This is a genomic window from Phytobacter palmae (genome assembly GCF_039409775.1).
Classification (GTDB): domain Bacteria; phylum Pseudomonadota; class Gammaproteobacteria; order Enterobacterales; family Enterobacteriaceae; genus Phytobacter; species Phytobacter palmae.
Map to the genome: position 1 here is coordinate 1 of NZ_JBCIVJ010000015.1, position 12,498 is coordinate 12,498.

The following is a 12,498-nucleotide window of genomic DNA, read 5'->3' on the forward strand; positions in this document are numbered from 1 at the left end:
AGCTATTGGCGATGCACTGGCTGCTTCTAATCGTCAGCGCACTGCGATTCAGCATGTGGCTGAGGCTAATCTGAATCCAGTACATAAAACTGTGACAGCTAAGCCGGATACTGCCGACGCTGCGCAGGGTGCTCAATTAACTCAAATGAATATTAGGCGCACTGCGATTGAGCATGTTGATGCTAACGCAGTGGCTGAGGCTCAGGAGCAAGCTGCCCATGCTGCGCGTTACAACATGAGCATACAACCTGCTGTAACAATCACTGAAACGGCGAAAGTCAGTGTCCCTGTCTCTGCACTGACTCCGGCAATTAAGCCTACTACAGTGACGCCGCCTACAACTGTTCCAGCGCAAACACTGACACCAGCAGTTAAACATGTGGAAACGATAGGTGTTAAGACTCCGGTTGAAGCGGTTCCGGCTACTATAGTCAACGTAGCGACTGCGGTAGTTAGCGTCCCATTCGTCGATAAGAAAGGCGGTAATGGTAAAACTACCTCCAGCCATAGTGATCATGGTACGGGTACGGGTGCTGATAACGCCCATGATCATGCATTTGGGGGGCACACTGGCGGGGGTGGTGGCTTTAAATATTAATTAATATATGTATCCAATAACAATTTAATTACGTATAAAAAGGAGATGTAGTTCTCCTTTTTGTTATTAATCCCTCAGCCCGCTAATAAGCGTTGTTACGGTTTTCATGTAAATGCCCATCAGTACCTGGAGATCTTTGTATCCACTGATACGAGCAAGAAAAGCTACTATCATGCCTGGCTTTTGGGAATAATTTGTAATACCTGTATGTCTCAGTGAATGAAAAAAGGATCTTTGCTTCCCAAAACAGGGAATATAATTTGGAGGCGATTAAGGATCGTTTTATTACTATTCTTTTCAATGCCTGCTTTTTACTGGGTACTTAGCATATATTTGTCTATCAGTGACACGATGGTGTGCTGAGTGTTTATTTATGTTGTTTATCTTGCAGAATCAACGTAGCGTCGCTTGCAAGTAAGGTTTCTTGCTCGGTAGCCCATGCTTTAGCCTTACCAGGTACTTAAACCTGATAGATTACAGCTCCTTTAGGATTCACCCGCTGTTTAGTAGTTACCGATGCCATGCTAAAATCCCCCCCTAAATACACATTTTCATTCTCATTAGCCAGGAAAAACTAAGTCAATTTAGACGCCTGTATGTTTTTCAGCTAGTCAGGAGTTGTCCATGAACGAACAAGGTATTCGTCTGACGCAATACAGCCACGGAGCAGGTTGTGGTTGTAAAATTTCCCCCAAAGTGCTCGATACTATCCTGCATAGCGAGCAAGCGAAGTTTATCGACCCGAACCTGCTTGTGGGGAATGAAACCCGCGATGACGCGGCGGTATACGATCTCGGCAATGGCACCAGCGTTATCAGCACGACCGACTTTTTTATGCCGATTGTCGACAATCCTTTTGATTTTGGCCGTATCGCTGCGACAAACGCGATTAGCGACATTTTCGCCATGGGCGGTAAACCGATCATGGCGATCGCGATTTTAGGCTGGCCGATCAATAAGCTGGCGCCTGAAATTGCCCGTGAAGTGGTGGAAGGTGGCCGACATGCCTGCCGTCTGGCGGGTATTGCGCTGGCGGGTGGGCACTCCATTGATGCACCGGAGCCTATTTTCGGGCTGGCGGTGACGGGCGTGGTGCCGACCGCGCGCATTAAGAAAAACAGTACTGCGCAGGCGGGTTGCCGTCTCTTCCTTACCAAACCGCTCGGTATTGGCGTGCTGACGACCGCCGAGAAAAAATCGCTGTTGAAACCCGAACACGTTGGGCTGGCAACAGAGGTGATGTGCCAGATGAACCTGGCCGGTGCTGCTTTTGCGGAAATTAACGGCGTGAAGGCGATGACCGATGTCACCGGTTTTGGCCTGCTTGGGCACCTGAGTGAAATGTGCCAGGGCGCAGGCGTTCAGGCGCAAATCTGGTATCAGGATGTGCCGAAATTACCGGGGGTTGAAGAGTACATTGCGCTTGGCGCAGTACCGGGTGGCACCCAGCGTAACTTCGCCAGCTATGGTCATTTAATGGGCGAGATGCCGGATGCGGTGCGCGATTTGCTCTGTGACCCGCAAACCTCTGGTGGCCTGTTACTGGCGGTGAGCGCCGAGGCCGAAGGCGAGGTTTACGCCACCGCGGCAGAATATGGCATTACCCTTGCGGCGATAGGCGAGCTGGTTAGCGCACGCGCAGGGCGTCCGATGATTGAGATCCGTTAAGCCAATGCGGTTGTTTATTGCCGAAAAACCCAGTCTGGGCCGCGCTATTGCGGATGTGCTACCCAGACCACATCGCAAAGGCGACGGCTATATTGAATGTGGCAACGGGCAGGTGGTGACCTGGTGTATCGGTCACCTGCTGGAGCAGGCGCAGCCGGATGTTTATGACAGCCGTTACGCGCGCTGGAACCTTGCGGATCTGCCCATTGTGCCCGAAAAATGGCGGCTGCAACCGCGTCCCTCCGTAACTAAACAGATTAATGTGATCAAGCGTCTGCTCGCCGAGGCGACGGAAGTCGTCCACGCAGGTGACCCGGACAGAGAAGGGCAGTTACTGGTTGATGAGGTGCTCGATTACCTCGAACTGCCGCCGCAAAAGCGTCAGCAGGTCCAGCGTTGCCTGATTAACGATCTTAACCCCCAGGCGGTGGAGCGGGCGATTTCACGCCTGCGCGCCAATAGTGAATTTATTCCTTTGTGCGTTTCGGCACTGGCCCGCGCCCGCGCCGACTGGCTGTATGGCATCAACATGACTCGCGCGTACACGTTGCTTGGGCGTAATGCCGGGTATCAGGGGGTGCTTTCCGTTGGCCGGGTACAGACACCGGTCCTTGGGCTGGTGGTGCGCCGCGACGAAGAGATCGAGAACTTCGTGGCAAAAGATTTCTTCGAAGTGAAGGCGCATATTATCACCCCGTCCGGGGAGCGATTCACTGCCCTGTGGCAGCCAAGTGAGGCCTGTGAGCCTTATCAGGATGAAGAAGGGCGTTTGCTGCACCGTCCGCTGGCTGAACACGTGGTCGCGCGTATTACCGGGCAACCGGCGAATGTTACCGCCTATAACGACAAGCGGGAATCGGAACCGGCACCGTTACCTTTTTCGCTGTCGGCGCTGCAAATTGAAGCGGCGAAACGCTATGGACTGAGCGCGCAGAACGTACTCGACATCTGCCAGAAACTGTATGAAACCCACAAGCTGATTACCTACCCGCGTTCAGACTGTCGCTATTTGCCGGAAGAGCATTATGCCGGGCGTCATGCAGTGATGAACGCGATTGGCGCCCATGCGCCGGATCTTCTGCCGCAGCCTGTGGTGAACGCCGATTTGCGTAATCGCTGCTGGGATGACAAAAAAGTGGATGCCCACCATGCCATTATTCCTACTGCGCGCAGTACAAAGGTGAACCTGAGCGAAGGTGAAGCCAACGTTTACAATCTGATTGCGCGTCAGTATCTGATGCAGTTTTGTCCCGATGCGCTGTTCCGTAAATGCCAAATCGACCTTGATATTGCCAACGGCAAATTTATCGCCAAAGCACGTTTTCTTGCCGAGGCGGGCTGGCGTACGCTGCTGGGGGCCAAAGAGCGTGATGAAGAGAACGACGGAACGCCGCTGCCGGTCGTGGCGAAAGGCGACGAACTTTTGTGTGAAAAAGGTGAGGTCGTGGAGCGTCAGACACAGCCGCCGCGCCATTTCACGGATGCGACGCTGCTTTCTGCGATGACGGGTATTGCCCGCTTTGTGCAGGATAAAGAGCTAAAAAAAATCCTGCGAGCAACGGACGGTCTGGGAACCGAGGCCACCCGCGCAGGCATTATCGAGCTGCTGTTTAAGCGCGGATTTCTGAGTAAGAAAGGGCGCTATATTCTTTCGACAGAGGCCGGACGCGCGTTGATTCACTCTTTGCCGGAGATGGCCGCCAGACCGGATATGACCGCGCACTGGGAGTCTGTGCTAACGCAAATAAGCGAGAAGCAGTGTCGTTATCAGGACTTTATGCAACCGCTGGTTGGCACGTTGCATGAGCTGATTCATCAGGCACGCAACACGCCGGTACAGCGATTTCGGGGCATCACCTCCCCGGCAGGTGAAAAGAAAAAAACATCGGGTAAACGTACAGCACGCAAACCGCGCAAAGACGACCCGACATCGCCGCAGCCTGCTGTCTGAGGCACATATCAGCAAATGCATAAGAAGGGGGGCGGTCACGGGGGAATCACCGTGATTTTGCCCAAAGATGACGTTAACTTGCACAATTCGTAAAAAGACGTGATGGTGTCGTCTTCCTGTCACAGCTAAACGGGATTATTATGCGCGCGAACACAGACCATTGAGTAGCAGGACTGGAAAATGAGCGAGCAAAAAGCCGTAGAGAAAAGCGAAGTACGTATCCCCGCCACTGTGCGCAACGCGCAATCCGATCGCAATGACAAAATGTTCAACGAACTCACCGCGGATGAGCAAATCGCGATCATTCTTAAACGTCACAGGGAAATTGTCTCATCGCTGGTGGTCAACTGAACGCCTGATGAGATTGTCCGGCGGCTTTGCGCTTACCGGGCATGGAACATAAAAGCCGGGTCGACGCAGTGCCGCCCGGCAGAATAACTCAGATAAGACCCTGACCGATCATCGCATCCGCCACTTTCACGAAGCCCGCAATGTTTGCGCCGCGCACATAGTGAGTCTGCTTAGCGTCGCCGCCATACTCCACACAGGCGTGGTGAATATCCAGCATAATGTGTTGCAGACGCGCATCCACTTTTTCCGCTTTCCAGCCAAGACGCGCCGCGTTCTGTGCCATTTCCAGCCCTGACGTTGCCACTCCTCCGGCATTCGCCGCTTTACCCGGAGCAAACAGTACGCCTGCATCCAGGAACAGATCGGTTGCCGCAATTGTGGTTGGCATATTGGCGCCTTCCGCGACTGCTTTCACGCCGTTGGCGATAAGCGTACGCGCGGCATCGACGTCCAGTTCGTTCTGGGTGGCACATGGCAGAGCAACATCCACTGGTACTGACCAGGGTTGCTGGCCTTCAAGGTATTGCAGGCCAAACTCGCGGGCGTAATCCGCCACGCGCCCATGCTGCTGTTCTTTGATTTCAATCAGACGCGCCAGTTTTTCGCTGGTGAAACCAGCCTCATCGACCACCGTGCCGTTGGAATCAGATGCGGTAACCACGAGTGCGCCAAAGGCCATCGCTTTTTCAATAGCATACTGCGCTACGTTACCGGAGCCAGAAACGGCAACGCGCAGCCCTTCCAGACCCATACCATGACGTTTGAGCATCGCCTCGGTGAAATAGACGAGTCCATAGCCGGTGGCTTCCGGGCGAATTAAGCTGCCGCCGAATGAGAGCCCTTTGCCGGTGAACACGCAGGCATTGTTGTTAGAGAGTTTTTTCATCATCCCGGTCATAAAGCCCACTTCACGCGCGCCTACGCCGATATCACCTGCCGGAACATCAGTATCCGGCCCCAGATGGCGATACAGCTCGGTCATTAGCGACTGGCAGAAACGCATCACTTCCGCGTCGCTCTTCCCTTTTGGATCGAAATCGCTACCGCCTTTACCACCGCCCATCGGCAGGGTAGTGAGGGCATTTTTGAAGGTCTGCTCGAAGCCAAGGAATTTGAGGATGGATAAGTTGACGGAGGGATGGAAGCGCATGCCGCCTTTAAACGGGCCAATGGCAGAGTTAAATTGCACACGCCACGCGCGGTTAACCTGCGCCTGGTTTTTATCGTCGACCCATACCACGCGGAACTGAATAACACGTTCCGGTTCAACCAGTCTTTCCAGCAGGGATAACTGACGATAACGGGGGTTTTGTTCGAGAAAAGGCCACAGTGTGGTCATTACTTCACGTACGGCCTGAGCAAACTCAGGCTGATGCGGATCGCGCTTTTGAACGTGGGAAAGAAATGATTCAAGAGAGCATGTCTGTTCCATAGATATAAGAGCCTCTTATGTTGATGATGGGATTTTATGGTTGTTGTGCGAGAAAAAATCAGCGTTTTTTCGACTATAACATCTGCAATATGACGTAAAGCAAGCAAAAATAGTTCACCAGTATCAAATTAATAATGGGTGGCCTGTCATAATAAAAACCGATGATGAAAGAAATTACGGTTCGTTAATAGAGATACGTTATAGTGATAAAAGGTTCTATTCAGGAAGAAAATGCTATGAAGCGTTCACTATGGGTATGGGGTTGTGTGCTGATGGTAGTCTCTGCGGGGGCCAGTGCGGATCGACGCCTGTCGCCGGATGTACAGGTGAATGTGCCGCCGGAAGTGTTTACCTCTGGTGGACAGCAAAGTTCGCAGCCCTGCAACCAGTGCTGCGTTTATCAGAATCAGAATTACACCGAAGGGGCGGTTATTAAAGCCGAAGGCGTGCTGCTCCAGTGCCAGCGTGATGAACGCACGGTTTCTACAAACCCGCTGGTCTGGCGGCGCGTGAAGCCATAAAGGCTTCCAGCAGAGGGATATCTGCAGGCGCAAGCGGCCAGCTAAAGGCTTCCTGCGGCGCACACCAGATAAGCGCTGCGTGATGATAGCGGGTAAGTGTGCCGGTGAAGGTCGGCACATGCCAGGCATGCAAATTGATAATGCGCCCGGAGACCTCGCGCTGGTGGCTGGCGATATATGTTGTCGGCACGGCTTCAATACCAAGCTCTTCGCGAAGCTCGCGTATTAATGCTTCCGACTGACTCTCTCCGGCTTCTACCTTACCGCCAGCAAATTCCCACAGCCCTGCCTGATCGCCCTGAGCCGGGCGCTGGGCCAGCAAAATCTGACCATCGCGCTCAATAATGGCGGCGACAACCTCTATCGTTTTAAGCATGATTATCCATTGTTGTGATGCAAGCTCCACTCATACCAGCCGCCATCATATACCCCGATATTCTTCCAGCCCATGGCGCGCGCGCAGATAAATGCCAGCGAGGCGCGCCAGCCGGTTCCGCAGTAAAAGGCGATTTGCTGATCTGCGGTAATATTCCATGCTTCCCACATGGCCGTAATATAATCCGCGCAGCGTAAGGTCTCATCGGGGTTAAGAAAATCCTCAACGCCATCTTTACCGCTTCCGCCGCGTCCCCAGCGCGCACCGGGGATGTCGCCACTGGCATCAATATAAGCATAACCACTGGTCGCGCCGGAATACTCAGCCCAGGAGCGGATACTCACGACCGAGGCATCCTGGCGGTTCAACAGCGCCCGCGTCTGTGCCAGGGAGAGCATCAATTGCGGTTGAGCGGGGATGGGAGCACCAAAATCGCGTGCGGGCGTGATGGATAGCGTATCGCCGGATACAACCGGAAAACCAGCGCGAAGCCAGGCTTGCCAGCCACCGTCCAGCAAACGCACATCCTGCACCCCGGCATATAACAAAATATGGGCCACGCGCGCGGCGGCAAGGGGGGTACGGCTATAGAGGATGACGGTGGTATCGCAGCATATGCCGTGCGTGGTCAGCACGTCACACAGAGTCTCAGGGGGGACGACATTCCACAGAGGCTCGCTTTCCAGCTCCTCGGTGTCAAGATAGTCCGCGCCGGGAATATGTCCACGCCGGAACGTATCACGTTCACCCCAACCTGCTTCTATCAATATCCACTTCCCGACGGGGTGTTCGCTGACCTGGCGATGAGTCAGTAGCGCGTTAAGCCAGCCTGCCGGAACCAGGTGATGAAAACCGGGCAGACGCTTGAGTGTAAAAGAAGAGGAGAACGCGTCGCTGATACGCCAGGGAGCATGGAGTCCCTTCTGGCTTAACCAGGCCTCTACCGCGTCATTATCTTGCGGTGCGCCATAGAGCGCGATAGAGGTTTCAGCGCTTACCGGGCGCAGGGCAGACCAGGAGGCGAACTGCGCGTCCGTTATCTCCTCAAGCCAGGATGCGGCAAGATTACGCGCGCCTGGAACATGGCCGGATGACCCGTGCAGCGCATCCGGCCAGCCGTTATACAATGCGCTGTCGCGCGTATCGATGACCACGCCATTGTGCTGGCGGAATCGGCAAAGGGGGATGTTTTTAGTCATAGCGTGTCAGAGCCAAAGAGGGCGGTCATAACATGACCGCCGCAATGGGAAAGTGACGCTTATTCGACCCTGAAGGTAGCCCATACCGGGGCATGGTCGGAGGGTTTATCCATACTGCGGATATCATAATCGATGCCAGTTTCGATGCAGCGCTCCGCCAGCGGTGAGCTGGCCAGCAGCAGGTCTATACGCAGACCCCGGTTGTCATCAAAGCCTTTGGAGCGGTAGTCAAACCACGAGAAGCGCTCGTTATTGTCCGGGTTTGCTGCACGCCAGGTATCCACCAGCCCCCAGTTGACCAGGCGGCCCATCCATTCACGTTCTTCCGGTAAAAAAGAGCATTTGCCGGTCCGCAACCAGCGTTTGCGGTTCTCTTCGCCGATACCGATATCCAGATCGGTCGGGCTGATATTCATATCCCCCATGATCAAAACCGGATTCTCTTTTTTAAGCTCATTATCGAGGAAGTTTTGCAGATCCTGGTAAAACTTCTCTTTGGCCGGGAATTTAACAGGGTGGTCGCGACTTTCTCCCTGCGGGAAATAACCATTGATAACAGTGATGTTACCCAGCGGAGAGGGAATTTCCGCCATGATGATACGGCGCTGGGCTTCTTCTCCGTCGTCCGGGAAACCGCGACGTACGGAGACAGGCGTCGCTTTGGTCAGTAGCGCCACGCCATAGTGCCCTTTCTGCCCATGATAAAAGACGTTGTAGCCGAGTTTCGCCACCTCTTCGAGCGGGAACATGTCGTCGTGGACTTTCGTCTCCTGCAGGCCAATCACATCGGGCTGGTGCTGCTCAACAATGGCTTCCAGTTGATGGGGACGGGCTCGCAGGCCGTTGATATTAAAAGAGACAAATTTCATAGTCGCCGCCAGATTGCTGTGGGAAATGTGGCTGGGATGTTAGCAGAAAATGACAACGGATGCCTATGGGTCTCGTCGTTAAGAGTCAATCCGTTCTCTTAATTAAGCATGAGCAGTTACAGGAATATCTATTAAATGCTCTGTATTATTAAACAGGTTAGTTTGTTTTTGTTAATTACCATGACTTACTTTTAATACTAATAAAAACGCAGTATTGATTACACCTTGACTTTGCATTCCATTCAATCAATTCTGTTCGCCCTCGCTAAGTGATGCAATGTCATTTATTAGCCTTGCTATGCATGCAATCTGTCTGGCAATACAACGTGTGGAATTGAATGCCGGATTTAATGATGGTCAGGGAGGATGCGTGACATGCAAAGGAAATATAAAATAAAACTAAATATTCTCATTGGCGGTTGTGTTTTATTGGTTTGTCCCATGACAGTCAGTGCCGTTGAGTTGAATTGTACAGCATATGGCCAGACATCTTATTATAATGCAAGCCGGACGATAATCGTTCCGGTCGATTCCCTTGAGTTATCAAAAGATAAACTTGATGTTTTGCTGACATCGATGAATAACTACGCAACTTGTGGCGGTAAAGCACAGCCTAATTATGCCGATGCCGTTCGCACCAGAGCGTTAACGCTCTCGACAGCTTTGACTAATCTTGGTTATCAGGGTTATGTGATATCTAATGGTGGCCCAATGGTGTTGTCACCAACGAATTTATGCCTTTGGCCAGACAGCAGTTGCTCAATAATTAATGGGTTTGACAAAACAACCTTATTAAATGTAAAAATTGGTATCAAGCGTGCTGTAAATTCTGGTAACTGGAAAGCAGGCGCGACTATTGATGCCAATACGGAAATTGCAAATATGTTAACGCAATTCCGATATGGACTTGGATCAATGTCATGGGGCACCACATTTAATTGGTCTTTCGTTTTAAAAAATAATATGGTTATCCCTGCCTATACTTGTTCTGTCACCCAATACGATAAAAGCGTGACGCTGCCGAATATAAGACGCAGCGATATTGTCAGCCACGGCACGGGCCGTTATCCCAATGCCAAAAAAACATTTAAATTTAATCTTGCCTGCGATGAACAAACCTCAGTATCGGTGACCTTTGAAGGCGATATCTTAAGCGGAACCGGAACGGATTCGGTGTTAAAAAACAGACTGAGCGGCAATGATAACGTTGGCATCCAGTTACTTTTTAACGACACTACGCCAGTGAAAATGGCCGAAAAAATTACCGTGGCAGCCAGCGCGCAGTCATCTGAGCTGTTGAGCTTTAATGCCTATTACTACTACAAGGGCGGTGATATCAGCGGCGGTCCCGTTAAAGCAAATACCACCTTTACGTTTGAATACCAGTAATATTGAAGGCTGACCTGCGCGTCAGCCTTTCGTTTATTTAGCGCTATACCGCGCACGGCCCCAAGTCAGCATCCCTTCCAGCAACTGCTGTAATAACGCCTGCAAGGCAGGCGCCCGTATTTCAGACCAACAATAAGGCGGCATTTCGTCCATATAATTCACTTGCGCCAGCTCAAGCTGCACGGCATGGATATCGGCATCGGGTTGGCCATAAGCACGGGTAATATATCCACCTTTGAAACGTCCGTTAAGCACATGGCTGAACTGCGTCTGCTGTTGGCAGATATTCGTCAGCACACCGCTCAGCTCAGGTGAGCAACTGGCGCCGCTATTGGTGCCGAGGTTTAAATCGGGTAATTTCCCGTCAAACAGCCGTGGGATGACCGATGCAATTGAGTGAGCGTCAAACAACAGCGCATAACCAAACTGTTGTTTAATCCGCGCAAGCTCTGAGCGGAGGCACTCATGATAAGGATGCCAGATTTGATCCAGATACGCCTGACGTCGGGCGTCGTCCGGGGTCATACCAGGTTTAAAGGTGTCGCGGCCATCAAACAGCGTATCGGGGAAGAGGCCAGTCGTTGCCGTGGTGTAGAGCGGTTTGTCGTCAGACGGGCGGTTCAGGTCAATAACAAAACGGGAATAATTCCCGACCAGGATACTCGCCCCCTGAGCGCGGGCAAAATCATACAGGCGTGGAATATGCCAGTCTGTATCGCCTAATGGCAGCGCCGCTTCGCTAAGGCCGTCAGCAACCTCTTGCGTCAGGCGTATTCCGGCGTGGGGAATACTGATCAGTAACGGCGATGTGCCAGCCGTGAAACTATAGGGTGCAGTGATATCTGAAAAACTCATAGGTCATGGTTTCCTCGTACATTTCCGCGATAGACCACCGTGCAGGGCAATTCTCCGCCCAGCCAGTAGACCAGCTCAGCCGGTCGCGAGAGCGGCCAGTGGATAAAATCGGCGACTTTGCCCACAGCCAGCGTGCCGTGAGAGTCCTGTAACCCGAGCGCGCGTGCGCCATGGCAGGTGATCCCGGCCAGCGCCTCTTCCGGTGTCAGGCCAAACAGCGTACAACCCATGTTCAGCATCAGGCGTAGCGAAAGCACCGGGGAGGTGCCGGGGTTGGCGTCGCTCGCCAGCGCCATTGGCACCTTATGCTGGCGGAATGCGGCCACCGGCGGCTGCTGTTTTTCACGTAATAAATAGAACGCGCCGGGCAATAACACGGCGACGGTCCCACTGGCCGCCATGGCGATGGCATCTTCCCCGGTGGCATATTCCAGGTGATCGGCTGACAGCGCGTGATGTCTTGCCGCAAGTGCGCTGCCGTGCAGCGAGGAGAGCTGCTCCGCATGCAATTTTACCGGCAGACCCAGTGCTTTCGCGGTGTCGAATACCCGCTCAACCTGAGCCGGGGAGAATGCCAGATGTTCGCAAAATGCATCGACCGCATCGGCCAGCTTTTCCCGGGCGACAATCGGCAACAGGGTGTCGCAAATCAGGCGGATATACTCATCGGGCTGGTTCTTATATTCGGGGGGAAGCGCATGGGCGGCAAGGCAGGTGGACTTAATTTCAACCGGTAGCCGTGTCGCTAAGGTGCGGATCACCCGCAACATTTTCAGTTCACTGTCGACGGAAAGCCCATAGCCCGATTTTATCTCAACACAGGTGACGCCTTCGGCTAACAGCGGGCGCAGGCGGAATAACGCCGATTCGATCAGCTCTTCTTCCGTCGCCTCACGGGTGGCGTTAACCGTGGAGATAATCCCACCGCCAGCTGCGGCGATTTCCGCATAACTTACCCCGTTCAGCCGTTGCTCAAACTCGCCGCTGCGATTGCCGCCAAAGACCAGATGGGTATGGCAATCGACAAAACCGGGCGTTATGAGCCCGCCTGCAAAATCATGCTGTTCGGCGTCGGGGAAAGGCGGGCAATCGGCGGCCTGGCCGAGCCAGATAATTTTCCCGTCGGCTACGGCGATAGCGCCGTTTTCTATCTGGCTGTAGTGCCCGTTTTGCATCGTTACCAGCGTGGCGCCACGCCAGACGCTATCGCAACGGGCTGGTGATGTCGCGGAAAATGACAACGGTTCGGCTAACGGCATGACAAACTCCGGGTTGGATTTATCTTGTAT

General features: G+C 53.0%; 12 protein-coding genes. 6 read left to right on the forward strand and 6 right to left on the reverse strand.

Annotated features, from left to right (window positions below):
• From AAIG39_RS17555 to AAIG39_RS17570, 4 genes are all read left to right on the forward strand, one after another.
• Positions 1–598 (forward strand): hypothetical protein (locus AAIG39_RS17555; protein WP_343194380.1); only part of this gene is annotated, 598 nt, incomplete at its 5' end.
• A 624-nt stretch (positions 599–1,222) separates the two neighbouring features.
• Complete coding sequence (gene selD / locus AAIG39_RS17560) at positions 1,223–2,266, forward strand: selenide, water dikinase SelD (protein WP_343194381.1); 1,044 nt, start codon at positions 1,223–1,225, stop codon at positions 2,264–2,266.
• A gap of 4 nt (positions 2,267–2,270) precedes the next feature.
• Positions 2,271–4,217 carry a DNA topoisomerase III gene (locus AAIG39_RS17565; protein ID WP_343194452.1) on the forward strand — a complete coding sequence of 649 codons (1,947 nt, stop codon included), beginning with the start codon at positions 2,271–2,273 and terminating at the stop codon, positions 4,215–4,217.
• A 180-nt stretch (positions 4,218–4,397) separates the two neighbouring features.
• Positions 4,398–4,568: a hypothetical protein gene (locus AAIG39_RS17570; RefSeq protein WP_249572896.1), complete on the forward strand. Its 171-nt coding sequence runs from the start codon at positions 4,398–4,400 to the stop codon at positions 4,566–4,568.
• Positions 4,569–4,656: 88 nt separating this feature from the next.
• Here AAIG39_RS17570 and gdhA read toward each other — a convergent pair whose 3' ends face one another.
• Positions 4,657–6,000 carry an NADP-specific glutamate dehydrogenase gene (gdhA, locus tag AAIG39_RS17575; RefSeq protein WP_343194382.1) on the reverse strand — a complete coding sequence of 448 codons (1,344 nt, stop codon included), beginning with the start codon at positions 5,998–6,000 and terminating at the stop codon, positions 4,657–4,659.
• Between the two features lie 236 nt (positions 6,001–6,236).
• On the opposite strand from gdhA, the gene AAIG39_RS17580 reads away from it, so the two are divergent.
• Positions 6,237–6,521, forward strand: a complete 285-nt coding sequence (locus AAIG39_RS17580) for a YnjH family protein (RefSeq protein ID WP_090086473.1) — start codon at positions 6,237–6,239, stop codon at positions 6,519–6,521.
• Here the strand turns inward: AAIG39_RS17580 and AAIG39_RS17585 are convergent.
• From AAIG39_RS17585 to xthA, 3 genes are read right to left on the reverse strand one after another with little or no spacing between them, the layout of a single operon-like run.
• Entirely contained in the window at positions 6,484–6,897 is a 414-nt protein-coding gene (locus tag AAIG39_RS17585; RefSeq protein ID WP_343194383.1) for a pyrimidine (deoxy)nucleoside triphosphate diphosphatase, read from the reverse strand. The two genes, AAIG39_RS17580 and AAIG39_RS17585, sit on opposite strands and share 38 nt — an antisense overlap.
• Positions 6,898–6,899: 2 nt before the next feature.
• Entirely contained in the window at positions 6,900–8,096 is a 1,197-nt protein-coding gene (locus AAIG39_RS17590) for a sulfurtransferase (RefSeq protein ID WP_343194384.1), read from the reverse strand.
• Positions 8,097–8,155: 59 nt separating this feature from the next.
• On the reverse strand, positions 8,156–8,965 hold the full coding sequence (gene xthA, locus AAIG39_RS17595) for an exodeoxyribonuclease III (protein ID WP_090086479.1): 810 nt from the start codon (positions 8,963–8,965) through the stop codon (positions 8,156–8,158).
• Between the two features lie 375 nt (positions 8,966–9,340).
• On the opposite strand from xthA, the gene AAIG39_RS17600 reads away from it, so the two are divergent.
• Positions 9,341–10,354, forward strand: a complete 1,014-nt coding sequence (locus tag AAIG39_RS17600; protein ID WP_343194385.1) for a fimbrial protein — start codon at positions 9,341–9,343, stop codon at positions 10,352–10,354.
• A 33-nt stretch (positions 10,355–10,387) separates the two neighbouring features.
• Here AAIG39_RS17600 and hutG read toward each other — a convergent pair whose 3' ends face one another.
• Both hutG and hutI read right to left on the reverse strand, forming a co-directional pair.
• A complete protein-coding gene (hutG, locus tag AAIG39_RS17605) occupies positions 10,388–11,209 on the reverse strand; it encodes an N-formylglutamate deformylase (RefSeq protein ID WP_343194386.1) in 822 nt (273 codons plus the stop codon).
• Positions 11,206–12,468 (reverse strand): imidazolonepropionase, encoded by a 1,263-nt coding sequence (gene hutI / locus AAIG39_RS17610; protein ID WP_343194387.1) that lies wholly within the window; start codon positions 12,466–12,468, stop codon positions 11,206–11,208. The genes hutG and hutI overlap by 4 nt, the downstream gene beginning before the upstream one ends.
• Between the last annotated feature and the right edge of the window lie 30 nt (positions 12,469–12,498).

What these genes read in the sequence shown, in the direction of transcription:
- selD (WP_343194381.1), top strand. Translation starts at nt 1,223, where the DNA reads ATGAACGAACAAGGTATTCGTCTGACGCAATACAGCCACGGAGCAGGT.
- AAIG39_RS17565 (WP_343194452.1), top strand. Translation starts at nt 2,271, where the DNA reads ATGCGGTTGTTTATTGCCGAAAAACCCAGTCTGGGCCGCGCTATTGCG.
- AAIG39_RS17570 (WP_249572896.1), top strand. Translation starts at nt 4,398, where the DNA reads ATGAGCGAGCAAAAAGCCGTAGAGAAAAGCGAAGTACGTATCCCCGCC.
- gdhA (WP_343194382.1), bottom strand. Translation starts at nt 6,000, where the DNA reads ATGGAACAGACATGCTCTCTTGAATCATTTCTTTCCCACGTTCAAAAG.
- AAIG39_RS17580 (WP_090086473.1), top strand. Translation starts at nt 6,237, where the DNA reads ATGAAGCGTTCACTATGGGTATGGGGTTGTGTGCTGATGGTAGTCTCT.
- AAIG39_RS17585 (WP_343194383.1), bottom strand. Translation starts at nt 6,897, where the DNA reads ATGCTTAAAACGATAGAGGTTGTCGCCGCCATTATTGAGCGCGATGGT.
- AAIG39_RS17590 (WP_343194384.1), bottom strand. Translation starts at nt 8,096, where the DNA reads ATGACTAAAAACATCCCCCTTTGCCGATTCCGCCAGCACAATGGCGTG.
- xthA (WP_090086479.1), bottom strand. Translation starts at nt 8,965, where the DNA reads ATGAAATTTGTCTCTTTTAATATCAACGGCCTGCGAGCCCGTCCCCAT.
- AAIG39_RS17600 (WP_343194385.1), top strand. Translation starts at nt 9,341, where the DNA reads ATGCAAAGGAAATATAAAATAAAACTAAATATTCTCATTGGCGGTTGT.
- hutG (WP_343194386.1), bottom strand. Translation starts at nt 11,209, where the DNA reads ATGAGTTTTTCAGATATCACTGCACCCTATAGTTTCACGGCTGGCACA.
- hutI (WP_343194387.1), bottom strand. Translation starts at nt 12,468, where the DNA reads ATGCCGTTAGCCGAACCGTTGTCATTTTCCGCGACATCACCAGCCCGT.